Annotated in this window: 16 protein-coding genes; 4 read left to right on the top strand and 12 right to left on the bottom strand. The window is 47.2% G+C overall.

What is annotated here, in order from left to right; all coding sequences use genetic code 11:
- Positions 1–36: 36 nt before the first annotated feature.
- Complete coding sequence (locus HMPREF1640_RS03375; protein ID WP_081935255.1) at positions 37–669, bottom strand: DUF308 domain-containing protein; 633 nt, start codon at positions 667–669, stop codon at positions 37–39.
- A 183-nt stretch (positions 670–852) separates the two neighbouring features.
- Between HMPREF1640_RS03375 and HMPREF1640_RS03370 the strand changes: the two genes are divergently transcribed.
- Entirely contained in the window at positions 853–1,359 is a 507-nt protein-coding gene (locus HMPREF1640_RS03370; RefSeq protein WP_036892392.1) for a histidine phosphatase family protein, read from the top strand.
- 530 nt (positions 1,360–1,889) lie between these two features.
- On the opposite strand, the gene HMPREF1640_RS03365 is transcribed toward HMPREF1640_RS03370, so the two are convergent.
- Positions 1,890–2,966 (bottom strand): hypothetical protein, encoded by a 1,077-nt coding sequence (locus tag HMPREF1640_RS03365; protein WP_036892459.1) that lies wholly within the window; start codon positions 2,964–2,966, stop codon positions 1,890–1,892.
- 225 nt (positions 2,967–3,191) lie between these two features.
- On the opposite strand from HMPREF1640_RS03365, the gene HMPREF1640_RS03360 reads away from it, so the two are divergent.
- Both HMPREF1640_RS03360 and HMPREF1640_RS03355 read left to right on the top strand, forming a co-directional pair.
- Positions 3,192–4,766: a capsule assembly Wzi family protein gene (locus HMPREF1640_RS03360; protein WP_036892390.1), complete on the top strand. Its 1,575-nt coding sequence runs from the start codon at positions 3,192–3,194 to the stop codon at positions 4,764–4,766.
- Complete coding sequence (locus HMPREF1640_RS03355) at positions 4,763–5,200, top strand: lipocalin-like domain-containing protein (protein WP_036892388.1); 438 nt, start codon at positions 4,763–4,765, stop codon at positions 5,198–5,200. Before HMPREF1640_RS03360 ends, HMPREF1640_RS03355 begins: the two co-directional genes overlap by 4 nt.
- 26 nt (positions 5,201–5,226) lie before the next feature.
- On the opposite strand, the gene HMPREF1640_RS03350 is transcribed toward HMPREF1640_RS03355, so the two are convergent.
- On the bottom strand, positions 5,227–5,892 hold the full coding sequence (locus HMPREF1640_RS03350; RefSeq protein WP_036892386.1) for a sugar transferase: 666 nt from the start codon (positions 5,890–5,892) through the stop codon (positions 5,227–5,229).
- Positions 5,893–6,527: 635 nt separating this feature from the next.
- Between HMPREF1640_RS03350 and HMPREF1640_RS03345 the strand changes: the two genes are divergently transcribed.
- Positions 6,528–7,643 carry a glycosyltransferase gene (locus HMPREF1640_RS03345; protein WP_036892458.1) on the top strand — a complete coding sequence of 372 codons (1,116 nt, stop codon included), beginning with the start codon at positions 6,528–6,530 and terminating at the stop codon, positions 7,641–7,643.
- 29 nt (positions 7,644–7,672) lie between these two features.
- Here the strand turns inward: HMPREF1640_RS03345 and HMPREF1640_RS03340 are convergent, their stop codons facing one another.
- From HMPREF1640_RS03340 to HMPREF1640_RS03300, 9 genes are read right to left on the bottom strand one after another with little or no spacing between them, the layout of a single operon-like run.
- A complete protein-coding gene (locus tag HMPREF1640_RS03340) occupies positions 7,673–8,734 on the bottom strand; it encodes a glycosyltransferase family 1 protein (RefSeq protein WP_036892383.1) in 1,062 nt (353 codons plus the stop codon).
- Between the two features lie 11 nt (positions 8,735–8,745).
- The gene (locus HMPREF1640_RS03335) at positions 8,746–9,879 is read right to left on the bottom strand and encodes a glycosyltransferase family 1 protein (RefSeq protein ID WP_036892381.1); all 1,134 of its coding nucleotides are present in this window, start codon (positions 9,877–9,879) and stop codon (positions 8,746–8,748) included.
- Complete coding sequence (locus HMPREF1640_RS03330) at positions 9,876–10,970, bottom strand: glycosyltransferase (protein WP_036892379.1); 1,095 nt, start codon at positions 10,968–10,970, stop codon at positions 9,876–9,878. The genes HMPREF1640_RS03335 and HMPREF1640_RS03330 overlap by 4 nt, the downstream gene beginning before the upstream one ends.
- Positions 10,971–10,990: 20 nt before the next feature.
- Positions 10,991–12,139 carry an EpsG family protein gene (locus HMPREF1640_RS03325; RefSeq protein WP_036892377.1) on the bottom strand — a complete coding sequence of 383 codons (1,149 nt, stop codon included), beginning with the start codon at positions 12,137–12,139 and terminating at the stop codon, positions 10,991–10,993.
- On the bottom strand, positions 12,136–12,801 hold the full coding sequence (locus tag HMPREF1640_RS03320) for an acyltransferase (protein ID WP_052051684.1): 666 nt from the start codon (positions 12,799–12,801) through the stop codon (positions 12,136–12,138). The genes HMPREF1640_RS03325 and HMPREF1640_RS03320 overlap by 4 nt, the downstream gene beginning before the upstream one ends.
- Complete coding sequence (locus tag HMPREF1640_RS03315; protein WP_036892375.1) at positions 12,802–13,863, bottom strand: Wzz/FepE/Etk N-terminal domain-containing protein; 1,062 nt, start codon at positions 13,861–13,863, stop codon at positions 12,802–12,804.
- An 11-nt stretch (positions 13,864–13,874) separates the two neighbouring features.
- Complete coding sequence (locus HMPREF1640_RS03310; RefSeq protein ID WP_036892373.1) at positions 13,875–15,167, bottom strand: glycosyltransferase; 1,293 nt, start codon at positions 15,165–15,167, stop codon at positions 13,875–13,877.
- The gene (locus tag HMPREF1640_RS03305) at positions 15,155–16,489 is read right to left on the bottom strand and encodes a lipopolysaccharide biosynthesis protein (protein ID WP_036892371.1); all 1,335 of its coding nucleotides are present in this window, start codon (positions 16,487–16,489) and stop codon (positions 15,155–15,157) included. Before HMPREF1640_RS03305 ends, HMPREF1640_RS03310 begins: the two co-directional genes overlap by 13 nt.
- A gap of 20 nt (positions 16,490–16,509) precedes the next feature.
- Entirely contained in the window at positions 16,510–19,110 is a 2,601-nt protein-coding gene (locus tag HMPREF1640_RS03300; protein WP_036892369.1) for an SLBB domain-containing protein, read from the bottom strand.
- Positions 19,111–19,263: the final 153 nt, after the last annotated feature.

The following is a 19,263-nucleotide window of genomic DNA, read 5'->3' as shown; positions in this document are numbered from 1 at the left end:
GTTGAGCCCCGGCGCCCATTGGGGCGGCGGTGAAAATCAATCGGTCGGCGTGGCGTCTTCCGCCTCTGTGGCGGCGGTCTCTTGGGCCTTGAGCGATCGGTCGTGGGCTTTGGCCACCTGCTGAATTTTAATGGCGTTGACGAGGTCTGTCACGCCGTAAACCATCATGGCCCAGCCTATGATGAACAGGGCCGAGGCCGGGAGAAGGGTGGGCTTGGCGATGATGGTGACGCCTGTGACCAACAGCGATATGGGTACCACCCACCACGCCACGCCTATCTTGGCTATGCGCATGATGGAGGCGAGATTGTAAAACATGTTGATGGCGCCAAGGATGAGAATTGCCGCGAGAACGTACGTCAGTCCGTTGATAAACGAGTTGGGCGTCATGGCCAATATCGCGCCAAGCACGACGCTGCCAATACCCACGAGGGGGAAATTGGGCTTGTCACCTTGGATGAGTTTGCCCTCAGAGTCGAAAACTTGAGTTTTGTCGCTGTTGTGTTTGTCCGCGAGGTAAGCGACGCAGCTGATGAGCCCCGGCAGAAAGAAAAGCGCGCCTATGGCCACGGTGAGCCATGTCATTGTCTGCTCGCGATATTTCACAAGCAGCGCGCCGACGATGATGGAACAGATGGCGCGGAATATGCCACTTCGGAGTAATTTCATGGTCAGAAAATTTAGTTGGGGATACCTTTGGGTATCCTCTTGCAAATTTATATTATTTTTTTTGATATGCAAGGCATCGTCACATATAATTTGTAATTTTACGGCTTGTGAGCCGAAAACACGTTGACAAACGGTGGCGCAGGCTGTACGCTTATTTTTTAACACCTATCTAAAAAACGCGCGATGGTAAAATTGTTGTTGGCACGGCACGGCGAGACCGTGGAGAACAAGGCCCAGATTATGCAGGGGCAGACAGACGGGCGGCTCAGCGACGAGGGGCTCGAGCAGGCCAGGGCGTTGAGAGACGCGCTGAGCCATGAGCGCATAGACGTGTTTGTGGCGAGCGACTTGCGCAGAGCGGTGCGCACTTGCGAGATTGTCGCCGAACCACACGGCAAGGACGTGGTCACCACGCCGTTGCTCAGGGAACGCGATTGGGGAGGGTTCACCGGCAGGTATATCCCCGATCTGCGAGACGAGGAATGGCCGCCGGACATTGAGAGCTTGGAGCGCATGAGGGGTAGGGCGCGCGATTTCATGGCGTGGCTCAAGGAGACCTATCCCGGGCGCACGGTGCTGGCCGTGGGGCATGGCATCATCAACAAGGCCATCCAGAGCGTCCACTTTGACAAACCCATGGGCGAGATACGCAAGATGGGCAATGCCGAGGTGCGCGTGCTCATGCTGTGAGAATTGGCGCGATCGGCGCCGGCCGTTGGAATATGGCGTTGAAAAAATATGACAAAATCCATCGCGCGCTTGGCGTATTCGCGTATGGACTGCCGGCTGGGCGCAAATACGCGCTGCATTTGAGTTTTTTGTAATTGGTTGTATTATAAAATGTTGTGAATTTTTCAAGCCAGTGTTGTCTCGAAAGTTTTTTGATAGGCTTGCCTTTAGGCCTTGTTCGCATCTCGAACAAGGCCTAAAGGCAAGCTGAATGGGTAGCGACCAGCTCGTGTTTGGATGGTTTTGGCAGCGCGAATGGCGCTTCAAGGCAGAGCCGGCGCCGTGAGCGCGTTGGCAAAACGAGCGCGAAGTATGCGGCGATGAGTTTAGGAGCTTGCTAAAACCAATTGTTTGGAAGCGCAGTTTTTTGTGATGTTTTATTGACAAACGACACGGTGGCGCACGGTGGGCGCCTGCTAAAAATGGCCGCGCGTGGAGTCCGCGCGCGGCCAATGGCTACAGGCACGCATGCCTGGAATGATTTGTCGACATTATCTGCCACGACCAAAGTGGCCGCCCGTGGACTGGCTGTTAGGGCTGCCGCCGTAGCCACTGCCAAAAGAGCGAGCCGGCGCGTTGGGCTGCCGGATGGAAGGACGGTTGCCAAATGATTGCGAGCCATCGCTGTTGCGAGGCGCGAACGTGCGGCGCGGGGCTGTGAATAGGGGCGCCTCGCCGCCAAACGAGGGATTGGGATTGGGGCGAGTGACAGTGGAGCGGGTGCTGCTCTGTCGGCCATGCCCAAACGAGCGAGGGCTTGCCTCAAAAGAGCCATGGCCAAAAGAACGTGGGCTTCCGTAGCGCGAGTCGTCTGAACGACCGCCGAAATCGTATGGCCGCGAACCGGAGTCCATGCGACGATTGCCACCGCCAAACGAGCGCTCGTCTCCGTCAAATCGACGATCGCCGTAGCCATACGACCTGTTGCGAGAGCCAAAACGACCGTTGCCATTGCCGAAGGAACGCGCGTCGGCGTCTATGCGACGGGTGCCATTGCCAAAAGACCGGGCGCCATTGTACGTGAAACGGGTGCCGCGGCCAAAATCGCCCCGGTCGAAGCCGTCGCGCATGCCCACTCGAGCCGCGCCATTAGAGCACCTGCCGCCAAAACTACGGCCACGATACCAACTGCGCCCGCCATTGCTATGCCAACTGTGGTAGCCATTATAGGTTACGTAGAAGCGTGGCCTCCCAAAATAAAAATAGTCGCGATGTGGATAGCGCGCGTATACACCGAAATGCCAGTAGCCGGAGTCCCAATAGAGTGGGCGATAAAAATAGGCCGCGTTGACATAGGTGCGGTACTGCCAGTCGAGCAGGATATAGCTTAAGTCGAGATTGCGGCGCGTCCAATACGCGCCATAAAGGTCTGTATAATCTTCTATGCCCATAAGGTAGTCTAAGTTTATCTCGTAGGCGGCCTCGTACTGGTCTTCGGTCAAATTGAGCTCGTAAGCCATTTTGTCGGTGAGAAACAAGGCCTGCTCGCGGGCCCGCTCATAGCTCATGGCCGACGCTTGGATGGTGACGGCGAGCAACGCCGCGAATGCTAACGCTAATTTTTTCATATCCTTGATGTTTTGTGGTTCAACAGCTTCAAGGAGCGTGTCTCCCTGCTTATATATTGCAAAGATAGCCATATCGTGACAGGGCGCGAAAGGTTTTTCCCTATGCGGGTGGGGGAAAATCCCTAAAAAAGCGTTATCTTTGCAATGTAAGGTTACGTCAGGCTATGTGGCACGGACGCCACGTGGCGCTATGTAAAACAATCGTTGGATTTATAACATTGAAGAATGAACCGTTTGCCTATACTTCTCGCCATGACATTGGCGACCCAAAACGTGGCGGCTCAACATGCCCGACAATATGGCGCCGAGCGTGAAAAATTGTGTTTGGGCAAGAATATCCATTACAAGGTGGAGGCGCAAGCGTCTGTGTCTGACGGGCGCACGCCATTGTGGCTCAACGCCAACAAGCATGGACTGTCATCGATAGACGCCGTGAACGGCTATTGGCGATGCCAAGTGGCGCGGCCCCTGAGCGCCGACTCTGCCCGGAGATGGGGGGGTGGATATGGCGTGGACATGGCTTTGGCCCTTAACCATGCCGCCGGCGTGGTGGCGCAGCAAGTATTCGTGGAGGGCCGATGGCTGCGCGGAACGCTGACCGTGGGCGCCAAGGAGTATGCCATGGAGCTGAAAAACAACCGGCTGAGCGCGGGGTCGCAAACGCTGGGAGTGAACGCCCGCCCGGTGCCGCAGGTGCGGTTGGCCCTGCCCGAGTATTGGACGATACCCGCGCTGGGCAGGTGGCTGCACCTGAAAGGGCACATAGCGTACGGCAAGATGACCGACGATGGCTGGCAGCGACGCTTCACGGGTGGAAAATCGAAGTACACGGCGGACGCGCTCTTCCACAGCAAGGCCGGCTACCTGAAGATAGGCAGCGAGGAGGACAGGTCGTTGCCCTTGTCGGTGGAGATGGGCTTGGAGATGGCCACGCTGTTTGGCGGCAAGAGTTGCCGCATGGACGAAAAAGGCCATTTGGTGACGATACGTAACGGCACCGGGTTGAGAAGTTTTTTGAAAGCCTTTGTCCCCGGCGGGGAAGACGTGCTGGAGAAAGGCACCGTGTATGAAAACGCGGAGGGAGACGTGGTGGGCAGCTGGGTGGCGCGCGTGAACTACGACGCGGACACATGGCGTTTGGGCGTGTACGCGGACAAGTTCTTCGAGGACCACTCGTCCATGTTCCTCCTCGATTATGACGGATATGGCGCGGGAAAGGAATGGAACGTGAGGAAGCGCAACCACTTTTTCATGTACGACCTGAAAGACGTGATGGTGGGCGCCGAGCTAAATTTGAAGTTGGGCGGTTGGCTGCGCGACATCGTGCTGGAATATATCTGCACAAAATACCAGAGCGGCCCCATCTACCACGACCACTCGAAGGGGCTGTCCGACCATTTGGGCGGAAGGGACAATTTTTACAATCACTATATCTTCGCGGGGTGGCAGCATTGGGGCCAGGCCATGGGCAACCCACTGTACACATCGCCTATATATAACGATGATGGCAGAATAGAGTTCAAGAACAACCGCTTCGTGGCGTGGCATCTCGCCTTTGATGGCCAGCCCACGGAGCGCGTAAGCTATCGGGCTATGATAACCTGCCAGACGGGGTGGGGCACTTACGACATGCCTTACGCTGACAAGAGGCGCGACACGAGCCTCATGGTGGAGGCCACATACTGTTTTCCAAGACGTTGGCAGATGAAAGCGGCCTGTGGCTTGGACTTTGGCACGCTGATAGGAAATAATTTTGGCTTTCAATTTACGGTTGCAAAATCGGGGGTGTTCAACTTATGAAGAAATTGTTTTTTGCGTTCGCATTGATATTGGCGGGGCTGACCGCTTGTGGTGAATGGGTCGACACATCAAGAAACGGCAAGCTGGACGGCTTGTGGCAAATGACCCGCATGGACACCTTGGCCACGGGAGGCATCCTTGAGACGACGGCGAACCGCGTGTATTATGCCGTGCAAGGCAAAATGCTGCAGATGAACGCCACCGCGAACGGTAAGCGATACATCTTCAGGTTCTCGCTGAACGACAACAAATTGAAAATTTATGACGCGAGGATAAACGATCGCGAGGCCGGTGACGTGCCCGTGACCAACGTGGACCGGTTGAGACCTTACGGCATGAGCAAGCTGGAGGAATTGTTCGTGGTGGAGCAACTCACCAGCCAAAGGATGATCCTAAGAAGCGAGACGCTAAGGCTGACGTTCAGAAAATATTAGGTTGAAAACCTGATGATGACGAAATCTCAGAATTTTTTTCCAAATACGATATTGAAGAATGTCTTCACCAATATTTTCAAGTCGAACCACCATGATCGATGCTCCAAATAATAAAGATCGAGCTCTAAGCGCTTGAGCATCTTTTCCATGGTGTCGGTATAGCCATTGTACAGGGTGGCGTAAGACGTGACACCCGGGCGGATTTGGTAAAGGTAAACATACCTTGGGTCACGCTCGACAATCTGGTCTATATAATATTTTCGCTCTGGCCGCGGACCGATGAAAGCCATGTCGCCTTTAACGACATTCCATAGCTGGGGCAACTCGTCGAGATGGTGGTTGCGGAGAAAATGCCCAATCTTGGTCATTCTGTCGTCTTTGTCGTGCCCGTACAGTTGCGGTCCGTGTTTCTCGGCATCTGTCCGCATGCTGCGAAACTTGTAGATGGTGAAAGGTCGTCCAAAACGCCCAACGCGTTCCTGCCGAAAAATGGCTTGCCCACCATCCTCTCGCTTGACAAGAAAATAACAAATAAGAAATACAGGAGAGAAAATAATTATACAGACAATGGCTGCAAGAAAATCAAAGACGCGCTTAACATTACGCTCAAATTCATTCATCCCATCGGGAATGTACCGTTTGTTGGCAGTGTCGTCGTTGTATACAGTACTTGAAAAGATATTGTCGAACATTGGATTAAGTCTTAGATATAATTTCTGTTAAAGTTTCCTGTCGTTATAGTGTATCTTGTTGTATTAAAACGCAAACGGCTCATTTTTATTGTATCGCTGTTCATTTTTATTTGTATTTTATGGCTGATTTTGTCTTGTTTTCTATTTTTTTGTAGATATAGGTTAGTAATAGTGTTGTCTTGTGTTTTGAGATTTAGCAATGTCTGTTTAATTTTTGTTCCAGTTCTTTATGACGTTTTAGCAGAGTCGCGCCGCTCTTTGCGGATTTTTTTGTCTTGATATTATTTCTTCAAGGAATTTGGGAGGAAGTTGTATAAACTGAAAAGAGGCCGCTTGGCCCATTGCCATTTCTGTTGATCTGGCAAATCAATTAAACAAAGAGGTTTCATGCGATATATTGGCCAAAGGGTACGCCTGAATGAGTTTGATTTACGGATCTGACATCAGTGGTAGCGGCAAGATGACGAGAGTGGTTGCCAATACTATGAATGAGATAGGATTTGTCACTTTTTGACGTGGAATTTTCATTCAGAGTAAAATTTTTAAGTAGCAAATAAGCAATTATCAATATTATTATACATTTTTCTTTTGAAGTATTATAATTAATTTAATACCTTTGCATAAAAGAAATGTTAATGAGAATACTTCAGTTAGGCAAATTCTATCCAGTTTCTGGTGGTGTTGAGAGAGTGATGGTTGACTTGCTGCAAGGACTATCCGACCAAGGCTTAATCTGTGACATGCTATGTTGTCATGCAGTGGTCGGAGCGTCGCGACGAGTTGTAGAAGTTGCTTCGAATGCTCATATTATTTGTGAGAAATCTTTGCTAAAAAAATATTCCACGATGATTTCTATACAGATGATAATTGAGTTGAGACGTATTTGTCGCAATTACGATATCATCCATGTACATCATCCCGATCCAATGGCTGCGTTAGCATTGCTATTGTCGGGCTATAAAGGCAAGGTGGTGGTTCATTGGCACAGTGATATTCTATCCCAGAGGTCTCTCCTACGGCTTTATATGCCCCTGCAAAATTGGCTGCTCAGACGTGCAGCGGTTGTAGTGGGTACCACTCCTGTCTATGTTCAGCAATCTCCACATCTACAGGCTGTTCAAAAAAAATGTACTTATTTGCCCATCGGTACTCATCCTGTGGTTTGGAATGATGAGAGAGTAGCACGGATTCGAGCCCAGTATCCGGGAAAGCACATTGTGTTTTCGTTAGGTCGGCTGGTGCGCTATAAAGGTTTTGAGTACCTTGTCGAAGCGGCTCGCGAGCTTTCCGATGACTATGTAGTGCTTATTGGCGGTGGTGGCGAGTTACGGGAGAAACTTCAAGATCGTATTGATATCTATGGACTCAGTGATAGGGTAAAGCTTCTTGGACGTGTGCCAGACGAAGACCTGCCTAACTATTTCCAGGCATGCGACCTGTTTTGTTTGAGTTCTATTTTGAGAACTGAAGCATTTGCTATTGTTCAATTGGAAGCTATGTCGTGTGGTAAGCCTATTGTCGCCACTAACATTCCTGGGTCAGGTGTGTCGTGGGTCAATGCGCATGGTGTTTCGGGCTTGAATGTGCCAGTCGCGGACAGTCATGCCTTGGCCGAAGCTTTGATATCAATAATGGAAAACGAGAGCCTCCGAAAGCGGTTATCGCAGGGTGCGTCGCGTCGTTATAAAGAGATATTTCAATTTGACGAGATGATTGATGGATGCCGCAAAATTTATCAGTCGTTGTTTTAGAAAGTTTCTGTTGTTTTGATTTTTACGTTTTATTGTGGATGCCGTTGCTCATAGATGACGTCTATTATACGCTTTGCCGCCATTTGATAGTTGTAGAGTTTGTCTATTTTTCCCCTAATGTGAAGTGCGTGGGGACTGTGATCTCGTATTTTCTCAAACAAGTCCTTAGCGTCTCCTGCCTTAAAAAAGGTGACAGGTAGGTCTCGATAGATTTCTTGGTATGCTGGTATGTTGGAGATGATGACAGGAGTGCCAAGATACATTGCTTCGAGTGGAGGAATTCCGAAGCCTTCGTAAAGCGAGGGTGAAACAAGTAGCTCAGCCTCAGAAACCATGTGGAAAACGTCGGAATTGCTGGCATTGGAGACAAAACGAATGTGTTCGTGATGGGTTTTAAGCACTTTTATAATATCTTTGTCTTTGGTTCGAAAGTCAAATCGTCCTATAACCGTGAGCTGTTTGGCAAGGCCGTTGCGGACCAAGAGGTCGAAAGCTTGAATGAGTGTACTTAAACCCTTATGTTTCTTCAGGTTGCCGAGAAAAACAATGCCCTTGCGCCATGTAGTTTCCAAGTGGTTATTTGCATAGGTTCTAAGTTCGTTGGAAATTCCGTTAGGCACCACCTTTATGGAAGTGTTAGTTTTGAAAGTGGACCGGATGCGCTCTTGCGAAAACTTAGAGACAGTGAATACAGTATTTGAGATGTAGAGAGCATGACGTAGATACAACTTTGTAATGAAGCGTTTCAGTCGGTTGTTGAAATGTTCGGTATCGAGCATTACAATGTCGTGGATGGTGGAGTAGATAGGCACATGGATACCTAAGGGAACATTGAAGTTTGGCGTGTAGAATGCGTCACATTGGTTAATGATCCCGACTGGAAAAAATAATAGTTCTTTGAGGGAAAAACTACGATAGGTACAGGTTATGATTTGACAATGCGAATGGTATCGATAAGTTGCTAAATAGTCTGGATTCCCAATGAGGACATACGAATGATCCGCATATTTTACCATGTAGTTCACAACGTTTTCGATGAAAGTCCCGATGCCACTGGAGCCGATCAGGCGGCAATCTATCGCTATTTTCATATTGGTTGTTTTTAATGTTTACGGTGGAACGGCAGGCGCTCTTTCAGTTTGGCGATGATCGAAGTCCAGTCGTATGAGCTTATTTCGTCATCTTTCGGAGTGGGTCGTTGGTCTATTACCTTTCTGATTACACTGATCCATTGTTTTCTATCGTAGCCTTCGATAGCCACAGCTCCGCTTTTTCCTTCTGTTATCTCGGCCATGGCCGAGTTTCGTGAGGTGATGACGGGACAGCCGCACGACAGGGCTTCCAATTGGGGCATGCCGAACCCCTCGTTCAACGAGGTCGATACGAAACTGTCAGCCATGTTGTAAAGCTTGACGAGATCGTCGTTAGGCACAAAATTGCAGAATACAACGCTCTCGCGAGGAAATCCATCCTGTTGGATAATGTCTTTTAAGGCAGAGCTTTTCCAGCTCATGCCGCCCACTACAACCAATTGCACTTTGGTGGTCTCGTAGATGTCGGGCATAAGCCCCAATAGATAGCCAAGATTTTTGCGAGGCTCTAATGAGCCTACGAAGAGTATAAAACGGTCGTTGATCCGGTATTTACTCTTGACAGCGGCTCGGTCTTCTTCGGTGAGCGAGAGACGACGAAATAATGTACGGTTGACGGAGCATCCGGTGAAAATCTGTTGGCATCGCCGTTTGGGAAAATACTGTTGCACCTTTGAACGGGTATAAAGCGAGTTGGTCCAGATGAGGTCAGCCTTGCGTATCGAACGTGAGAAGAACAGTGCGTTAGATATTATATTGGTCCACTGCATGGTCGATTGATATTCAATATTGACCACATCGTGCACCACAATGAGCCGAAATAGATGTTGGGGCAGCAAGAAAGGAATGCAGGGTAGGGGTGAAAAATAAAGGTCAGCATGCAGTCTGCGCACTAACCATGGCATAATCAGGTTGAGCCAAACCAGATTGGGGAGTCGACGAAGGAATGGGGATCGGTTCTCTATGATATGGATATTGTTGGGCCAGCCGGTGGTATCTACCGTCTTGTTAAGTGGCTTCGGAATAGCCACATAAAAAAGATTTTCGGGGCTTGACGCTGCCCAGGCTTGAAGACTGTTTATTAGAAAAAACGTAATGCCGGCACTGCTGGTGACCAATGGCCGGCCATCGATAAGTACATTCATGATTGAAAGAGTTGGTGAAATAATAGTAGAGATGCCTCGTAGGCATACTTTTCGAGAAACAGTTGTCTCGCCTTAGGCTGAAATTTCCATGGATTGCGATACTTCTCAATGGCTTGAACAAACTCATCTGCCGTATTACATTCGGTGATGATTTCACAGTCGCCCTCATACCCTTCTAATGCATTCCGGGTACCGATGATATGTTTGCCATATTTCAAGGCTTCAGCTGTCTTCACTTTCATGCCTCCTCCCGAAGTGATAGGGATCAAGGCCACATCGGCTTCTTCATAGTATGGGGCGAGGTCTCGAACCGTGCCATGAATACTTATTTTGTCTGACGGCGCTATGTCGTTGGCCAACTTGTCCATGCCTGCCCCCACAATCGTAAGGCGCAAATCGACGCATGGCACTACTGTTTGGCAAAACCATTTGAGACCTTTGACATTCCCCGTGAAATAGCTACCTACAAAAACAGCACTGAGCGGTCTTGAAGTGGGTGCTTTCATTGCTTCCATGGTGGGTGCGTAGTCGTCAACCATTGTAATGGGAATGATGGCATTGGCCTGCCTGTGATAGAGCTTTTCTAACCGATGGGAGTCTTTCTGGTTGAGCACTACCACCTTGTCAGCCCATCGGCAAGCCCATTTTTCATTTTGAAAAGACAAGGGTATCCAAAAGAGATGTAGGTAGTCGTAGCTGTGAAGTGTTGTGGAGGAAAAAAAATCGTATTCTATGTTTTGGAAGAAGACATAAACCTTGGTCTTTGGGGCTATCTGCTTGATCTTCTTGGCAAGATAACCCAATTGCGAACTGTCTATGAAAAGATCTGTGATCTGTTGCTCTTTGACTATATGGATAATATCGTTGAGCGCCGACTTTCGCAATCCGCCCATATAGCATTTCATGATTTCGGCCATTCTTACGAGCTTGTCGCGAATTTTTCGCTCAGCATTGTCAGGACGGATAATATAGGCAGTCACATTCTCTTGCCCGTAAATATCTTCAATGGCTTTCAAATTTCTTTTGGCACATTGTTCCCCACCGGAATAGGCGCTTTGATTGGCAAATGTCACGAAAAGTATTTTTCTCATGGTGTAAATCTTGGTTGAGGTCAATATTTTGGCTCTTCGAAGGTTCGGTCGTATATATACTTTCTTTCCTGAAACGACTTGGTCTTGCCAAACAGCAAGTTCTCATATTGGTCTACTGGTTGATTAATGGTGACGGTTGTCTTCAGTAGGCAATAGACGCAGAGATAGGCAATGAACAGACGTCGGTTGTTTTTGATGGCAAAACATTTAATGAGGTCGCCCCAGATAATCCAATAGGAGAACACGAAGAGCATGGCCAATCGCTTGCTGATTTCTGTAAATTCGCTGAACATGAAGCTACAAATGAAATATGTGATCAGTCCATTGATGAATATCTTGTTTGTGGGACGTATGCTGTTGAGTTTGTCATAATAGAGAAACACTAGTAAGCCGGTGATAAAACGCTCGATAAATCCCATGCCGAATCCTAATCGATTTCCAATCTCGGAATACACGTCGATTTTATTCTCAAGAAATGCTCCGCCGATGCCGAACAGGGAGATGAGTCTCATGAATATAGGAATATGAAAGATAAAAACGGCATTACACAGTACCAATATTGTGAGATACCCCCATTTGTTCATTTTGCGATGGAAAAAAAAATATAATGGAATATAGATAAATGCAGAGAAATGGAATCCAACGGCCATCAGGCACATTCCGAAATATTGTAGAGGTTGGCGTTTTTCGAGGTGTTCTATAGCGTTGAGGAAAATGAAAATGGCAATAGAATTACGCATTAGATTGATGGAAATACCAAAACCCTCAAATACCAAATATAGCACGAGGCATATAAAAATATTGTCGGTATATTTTCGGAAAAATGTAATTAGCAACCAAGTGTTGATGGCCGTGCAAATAAAAATAAAGAAGTGGAAATCGTTGATAATCCCTTTCGTTATCAGCATTAAGATGAGAAACAAGGGCTCTCGACTCTTGCCCAACTCATAGTGGAGCAGCAGATCTATGTTAACATTGTCGAATTCTATGTAATAAGTGAGCCAGTCGGTAAATATAAAGCCACGAAAAGCAAAAAACACAAAATAAACACTCACCCCCACAATTTTCAACTTATAGCAGAAGTCCTGATCATCACGCCTTTGATGCAACAACATGGCGAGGATGCCTAAAAATATGACCAATAGGCTGTAGGGTATTGAATATATCATGGTCTATGAAGCGTCACTTTTTCTTTTTTGATAATTGCGGGCGTGCCTGCCAACAAAACGTTGGGCGTGTCGAATGCGTGGGTCACGGTTGATTGAGCTGCAACGATGCTTCCATGGGCTATTCGGCTTCCTTTAAGCACCACACTGCGCATCCCGAGCCAACAATTATTCCCGATCATTATATCTTGAGTGTCGTCCATGGTCATATTTTTATCGAGATCTCTGACGGCATGCCAATCTGAATCCATGATAACAGTTTCCCACGATATGAGACAATTTTGCCCAATCTTGATATTTTTTCGACAGACGATTGCGCCCTCAGCCGTGTTGTTGACCCCATTGCCCAAGGAAAGAAGTGCGTCTGTCATGACGCAGATGCGGGAACCCTGGCCGAAAGTGGCCTTGCCATGGAGAGCGATATTCCCATCTATTTGGAGTATGGCACGGGAATATTTTTTGTCATAGATGCCTACGGAATTGAAGCCGATAATCAGCCGAGTTGTTCCCTTGTGAGCCGAATGGATAGACACATGGCCTTTCAGTGAGATTAGTTTTGTGTTGAATCTCACCAAAACAGGAAGTCTAAATGCCTCCTTAAATGATGTGAGGCGCCACGAGACATAGAAACTTTTAGGCAAGGAGAGGAGCAGTTCGATAGACATTTACGATTTTTTTTTCTTCAAATAGTTTTTTCCGTAGAGAATCCATAATACATCAAGGAAGAATCCGACGAGCATGAAGAAGATTACCATGAGGCTCCTTGGCATGCTTGACGCAATATAAGGCATGATGGGTTTCTGTAGGATGGTGAAAGCCGGAGTGCGTTCCTGTACCTTTGCTTTAGCTGCCTGCAACTGTGTATTCAGAGATGTGTAGGCATTATATTTTAATTGCATGTCGTTCTCAAGATCTTCCTGTTTGGCCTTAAAGCTCTCGAGGATTATATCGGTATTGGCGTCTGCGTATCCACCATAGGTTCTACGGGCCTTCTCATAGTCTTGCTTAGCTTTGACAGTGAGTGCTTTATAGTAGTTCATATCGGCTCTGGCCTTCTGCGTTCGGTAGTTGGTAATGTAGGTTTGAAGCCGGTTTTGTAGTGTGTCAGCCATGATGGCAGCCACCAATGGATCTTGATCGGAAACCGAAATAGATATCACGCTGGTCTTTTTATCGATGTTGCAGAGGATCTTTTTACTAATAGCGTTACAAAGATCATAGTCAATTTTGGAAATCTTAAAGCGGTCTTTTTGTCCTGCTTGTTCACTGGTTGATGTTTTCTTTTTCAGAAGATTGGCAACCCATAGCTTAGGATAGTCCCAAAATGGAAACTTAGTTTCGTTTTGAATATGATCTTTATAGGAACGAATGGTAGGGTTGTCTTTGAGTCTCACGGGTGTGTTGAACAAACCTAAGAGAAAGTCTGTCGACTGGAAAATATCTGGATACAGTTCTGGGTAGATGGCATCCATGGACGATTTGCCACTGATATCAAATCCGAAAGAAGAGGCCATGTCCTCCAAATTATTCGACAATCCCAAGCCACCGGATGATAATTCGGGAGCGAGTAACACGTTGGCACTATACTCTTTGGGTGTGCTCAAGGCAACGATAATCCCAATAGCCATCGAGCATAATATAAAGAGCAGAAGGGTTTTCCATTCTTTTAAAACTTTTCCGGCCAATTTCAACAGGTCGATTTCATGCGATATTTTGTTTTCTTCCATTTTTATTTTTTTTAAGTAAAGGGAACATCCCACTTGCAATGGTAATTTAAATCACGATTTCTCTCTCCAATTGAACGAGCTGGCACTCCAGCAACAACGGTGAATGGCTTCACATCCTTGGTGACCACTGCACCGGCACAGACCACCGCCCCTTTACCAATTTTTACATTTTGCAATATCGTCGCATTGACTCCAATCCACGCATAGTCTTCAACCACGATGGGGAGAAAGACTCCTCTGAACTGTCGGGTGTTGTGATTGTGACTTCCTGTCATGATGTTCACATGATAGGATATAGATACATTGTCGCCAATTGTGATCCCGCCACGTCCATCGAGCAGGCAGCCTCTATTGATATGGGAGTATCTTCCTATTCTGATTTTCTGCGGAGTCATGATATAAACTCGCTTCATGATAATAGTCCCATTACCTATTTTCATTTTGAGCATCTTCATGAAAGGCTTTCTGAGTTTCCAAAAAGGGATGAGTGGTAACCAGTCGTTGAGCAGATATTCGGTTCCAAATGCGACTATCCACTTGTAGGGTAGGCTCATTTTCAGTCGCTCAACCACTATATGCTTTTTGATTTTAAACTTGTCTATGCAGGAAAGAGGTCTTCCTGTGACGATTATTCTATTGTGTTTGAGGCTCTGCTCCAGTTGATTTGATATACCTTTTGCTAGGAATATCTGAATCGTAACATCTGTTTTCTTAAACTTATAACCCTTGGAATAAAGTTTATAGATCATCAACCAATCAAGGGCAAAACCATATTTCTCTGCTTGAGAGACATCAAACAGATGTGTTTGATGCACGTCCGTTCTCACCAAAGACGATCCATGACGGTAAATTGGTCCATGCCGCATATCCTCAAGATTTTGAGATGCTTCTTGGAATATGTCCGTATCGTCATCTCGTTTGATACTGTTGCCATAGATAACAGCTACATTTTGAATGCCTGGAGTATATTTGATAGCCTTTTCCAACGACTGTTTCTCGGCAAAAAGATCACCACTATTGAGAAAGTTGATCCAATTTCCTGTTGCGTGTGCGATACCTTTGTTCATGGCATCGTATATGCCTTTGTCGGGTTCTGAGCACCAATAAGCTATCCTTTCTTCGTATTCGCGAATGATTTCGACAGTCCCGTCATTACTACCGCCATCAATCACAATGTATTCCTTGTTTTCCCACGTTTGTGAGAAAAAGCTTTCCATCGTCTCTCTTATATGTTTCGCGTCATTAAAGACAACGGTGATTACGCTTATTTTATTGTTTTTGCTTATCAGTTTCAATGATTCCATATTCCTTGTGCTTTGTTTTGGATAAGCAGATGGCACTGATAGAGATGGATAATGGCCATCAGTGCATAACTTGCCGCCATAGCTGTCACGATGCCCTCGATGCCATGTTGTTTACCTAAAAAAACAACCGTCACGAAATATATTACCGTGAAACATACGGATGTAATAATTTGTATTTTGATTTTGTTTAAACCGTTAATCAGGCAAGTAGCGCAATTATTTAAGTTAAAGGAGCATACATAGGCCAATACACTCACAGAAACTGAAAGTGGAACTGCGACTTTATTGCCTACCCATAAATAGTAAAAATAGTTTCCTAATAACAACATGATAACGCCCCCTATTACAGAGAGTCCCCAAAAGCGTAATGATCGTTTAAAATTTTTTTCTATCCAAGTCCAATCTTTTTTCACATAAGCATCTGTATAAGCGTTCCACATGGGAGATATAAGGATAGTATAGGCTATAACCAGAAGATTGAAATACTTATAGGCAATGTTATATACGGTCACTTGTGAGGGTCCGCAAAATCGTGTGATAAAAACATTGGCAGCTCCGAAAATAAAAAGGCAGCTCGTGATTTGTATGATAAAAAATCCTAATCCCTTGCCTATAACTTGCTTGCCTATGCTTCTGTCGAAATCTGCTAATGAAGGCTTGAGTTGTGGATAGCGTCTAAATGTGGGCAAGATAGCTATTAGATATATACAAGTATAGGTTCCTGTATATACAAGCACTACATAAAGGAGGTTGCCGGTTGTGAATTTGGTTAGCAGGTATATAATGAGCAGGGAAATAACATTGCCTAATACATTCAGCAAGTCATTGAGTGCATATTTCTGGAGTGCCACGAAAACCAATCCGATATTTTTCAGCACAAAGTTGAGCAAGGTGAACGAAATGGCTATAAATAACGCATCGCGTAAAGTGGTGTTGTCTATGTGCGTGGTATTAAACAGCCAATTAAAATTCATTAATGACATTGGAATCAGTGCCATTAGAAATATAACGATTGCCACAATGGATAATAGTGAAAAAGTAGTGCTAATATATTTCCTACTTCTTTTATAGTCTCCATTTGATATAGATTCTGCTAGATAATTGCGCATGCCATTGCCTAAGCCAATATCGAAAATTCCTATCCAGAAAAGCATAGAACTGATAGTCATCCATATGCCGTATACTTCATTATCTAAGTAATTGATTGTAACTGGCACTATAAGCAAAGAGGTAAGTAGTCCGATAGACTTCAGCGCTCCCGAACCTAATATGTTGTTGCGTAGCATCTTGTTACGCTCATTCTTTGTTCTGATTATACTCATCAGATATACAGGTTGTTTCTCTATTTTGTCACGTTCGCTATCGTCGCGATCATTGCGGCGATACTGGCCATGCCGGTTCCAAGGCTCAAGGTTTCTGCGATGCTCATCTTGCGTGAGATCTTGCTTGGAACCACGATCTCGCATCCTGGCTGGATTTTCGCGCCTTGGCTCACCTTGCTCACCATGCCGTTCATGTAGATGACGAAAGCCTTGCTCTTGTATGCGTTTTGAGAAAAACCGCCTGCGGCATTGATGTAATATCTTGGATTTTTTCCTTTTTTGTATGCCACGGTGTTCGGATACATCACGGCGCCATTAATCTTCACGGTGGCGGTGTATTGGGGCAGAATGAGGCGGTCGCCAGCTCGCAGCGCGATGTTGGCGTCGCTCTTAGGGTTGGCGAGTGCCTTGTCAAGCTCTATGCCGACGGGGAAAGTGTTGGGCACCTCAAACTTCTTAAGCTGTGTCGATGATGCCTGTTGTCCTATCTGCTGTATATTGGCGGCGTTGTTGCTGCTCGACGCAAGCGAGAGGAGTTGTTGCTGCAACTGTTCTTGCTGCATTTTCAAGGCTGCCTCCATGCGTGCCCGTTCGGCCGTGTTTGGTATGCGTTCTAAGCGCGCCCCTTGGATATAGGCCATGTCTGTCACCCCGCCTGCCGCCTGCAACAGGTCGGTGAGTCGCATGTTGCGCTTGTTTAGGGTGTATGTGCCGCCAAACATCACCTCTCCCTCAATGGTCACGTTTTGTTGCTCTGAGTAGACGGGGTTCTTGCGCACGTACACTTCGTCAAAGGGTTGCAGCGCGAACCCTTGCTCGCCGTCAATCACGAAGCCATCTTTCAGCGCGAAACTGTAATTGCGCGCGATGATGCTATCGGTGGTTAGGGCTTTGGGATTGTTCACCCTGCGAGCCACGTCCACTCTCACGGTAGACGCCGTCTCTTTCAGTCCGCCGGCTTGCAGCACAAAGTCTTCCAATGTCTCGTTGTCGGCGTATTTGTATATGCCGGGGTATTGCACTTCACCGTGTATGGTTATCGTGCGCTCTGTCATGGCCTCTTGTTTCTTGGGTATGAAGAGCACGTCGTTTTCTTTCAGTGGTATGTCCGCGACGCGACCGCTCATTATGCCATCCACGTCCACGCTTATCACTTTCAGCGTTCGGTCTGTTTTCATGCGGTGCATCACGGCTCGAGTGGTAAAAGCCTCCTCTGTCAATCCCTCGGCGTGTTTTATCAGTGTGCGCACGCTGTTGATACTTTCGCCTAATTGATACATCCCGGGTCTAAACACGGCTCCTTTCACCTCGACCGTGTTGTGGTATCGGGGCAATATGGAGTCCACGCTCACGCTGTCGCCATCCGCCACGCGAAAACTGCTCATGTCAAATTCTTCCACGTTGAATACCGCGCGCTCGCGTCCTGTCTTGCGATTTACGCGTACCGACTTGGTGTAGGCGTCGCCCGTAAATCCACCCGCGTATTTGAGCAGGCTTTCCACGCTCTCGCTCTTTTTCATCTCGTAGAACATGGGGCGTTTCACCTTGCCCGATATGTTGACCAAGCAATCGTATGGTCCCACGATGATCACGTCGCCATCAGCCAGACGCACGTTGCCCCTCATCTTGCCATTTAGGATATAGTCGTAGATGTCGCATACGCTTACCAATCGGTTGTGGCGATATATCTTGATGGCGCGCAGCGTTCCCATGTCGTTTGTTCCGCCTGCCATGTACAGTGCGTGAAACACGCTGGCAAATGCTGACAAGGTATAGGTGCCGGGTGTTTTCACCTCGCCCATCACGTTGATGGATATGGTGCGTGTCTGCCCCAGAGAGATCTTTATGTGGCTGCTTTGGTATCTCGTGCCCAACATGCCGCGTATACGGCGGTTGGCTTGGGCCACGGTCAGTCCGCTCACTTGGATGGGTCCGTAGTTTTCTATCACTATGTCGCCATCTGGCGATATAGTGGTGTCTATCGTTTTTTGCGACGCACCGTATATGTCTATAATCACCGCGTCGCCCGGTCCCAGCCTGTAGTTCTGGGGGGTGGCGATGTTCATGGCTGGTTCGAAAGTCAGATCCTTGTTGTTAAAGATGTCGCGCCCGAAAACCTTGTTTTTTTCTTGTTCCTTGTGGCTTAAGATGTCTCTCAGCAGTTTCAAGGAGTCGGTGGGGGTCATATTGTCGAGCGCCACCTGCATTTGCGAGAAGTCAGGGTCGTATTCGTTGTATTGCGCCTTCCACTTTGTGTTTCCTTGCAGTCGCTGGGTGGTGGCGGTGGCGCGTTTCTCAGCTTCTGTCTCCGTGGCCTGTTTGTCGTATTCCTTGTATCGCGTGTTGTTGGCGCGCATGCGTCTGTTGCCGTTGGCGTCATGGCTCGCGTCTCCCAAGCCGTCGTTGTTGAGCATGCGCATGTATTTTTTCTCTACGCGTCGCACTTGCGTTATATCCACACCGCTCTGCATCAGTTTTGTCACTATCTGTGCCCGCGAGGTTCCCCTTGCCGTTTCTTTCTGCACAAATTCGGCTACTTGCGAGTCGGTCATGGACGTTTGTGACCATAAACTTAATGGCAATAAGCTCAACAGTATGATGCAAACGATGTTTTTCTTCATTCTTGTCTTGATTATAATTTAAAATTACCTTTTTGCCAAAAGGTTGTGGATGGTGTGCAAAGTTACGATAAAAATTTGTAACTAAGTAAACCTGACAGGTTTTTTGTGTCACATCCAACCGCGATGTTTGCATGCGCTTGGGTGTATGGCGAT

This window comes from Prevotella sp. S7-1-8 (genome assembly GCF_000758925.1).
Lineage (GTDB): Bacteria > Bacteroidota > Bacteroidia > Bacteroidales > Bacteroidaceae > Prevotella.
This window is presented reverse-complemented; position numbering and strand designations above follow the sequence as displayed.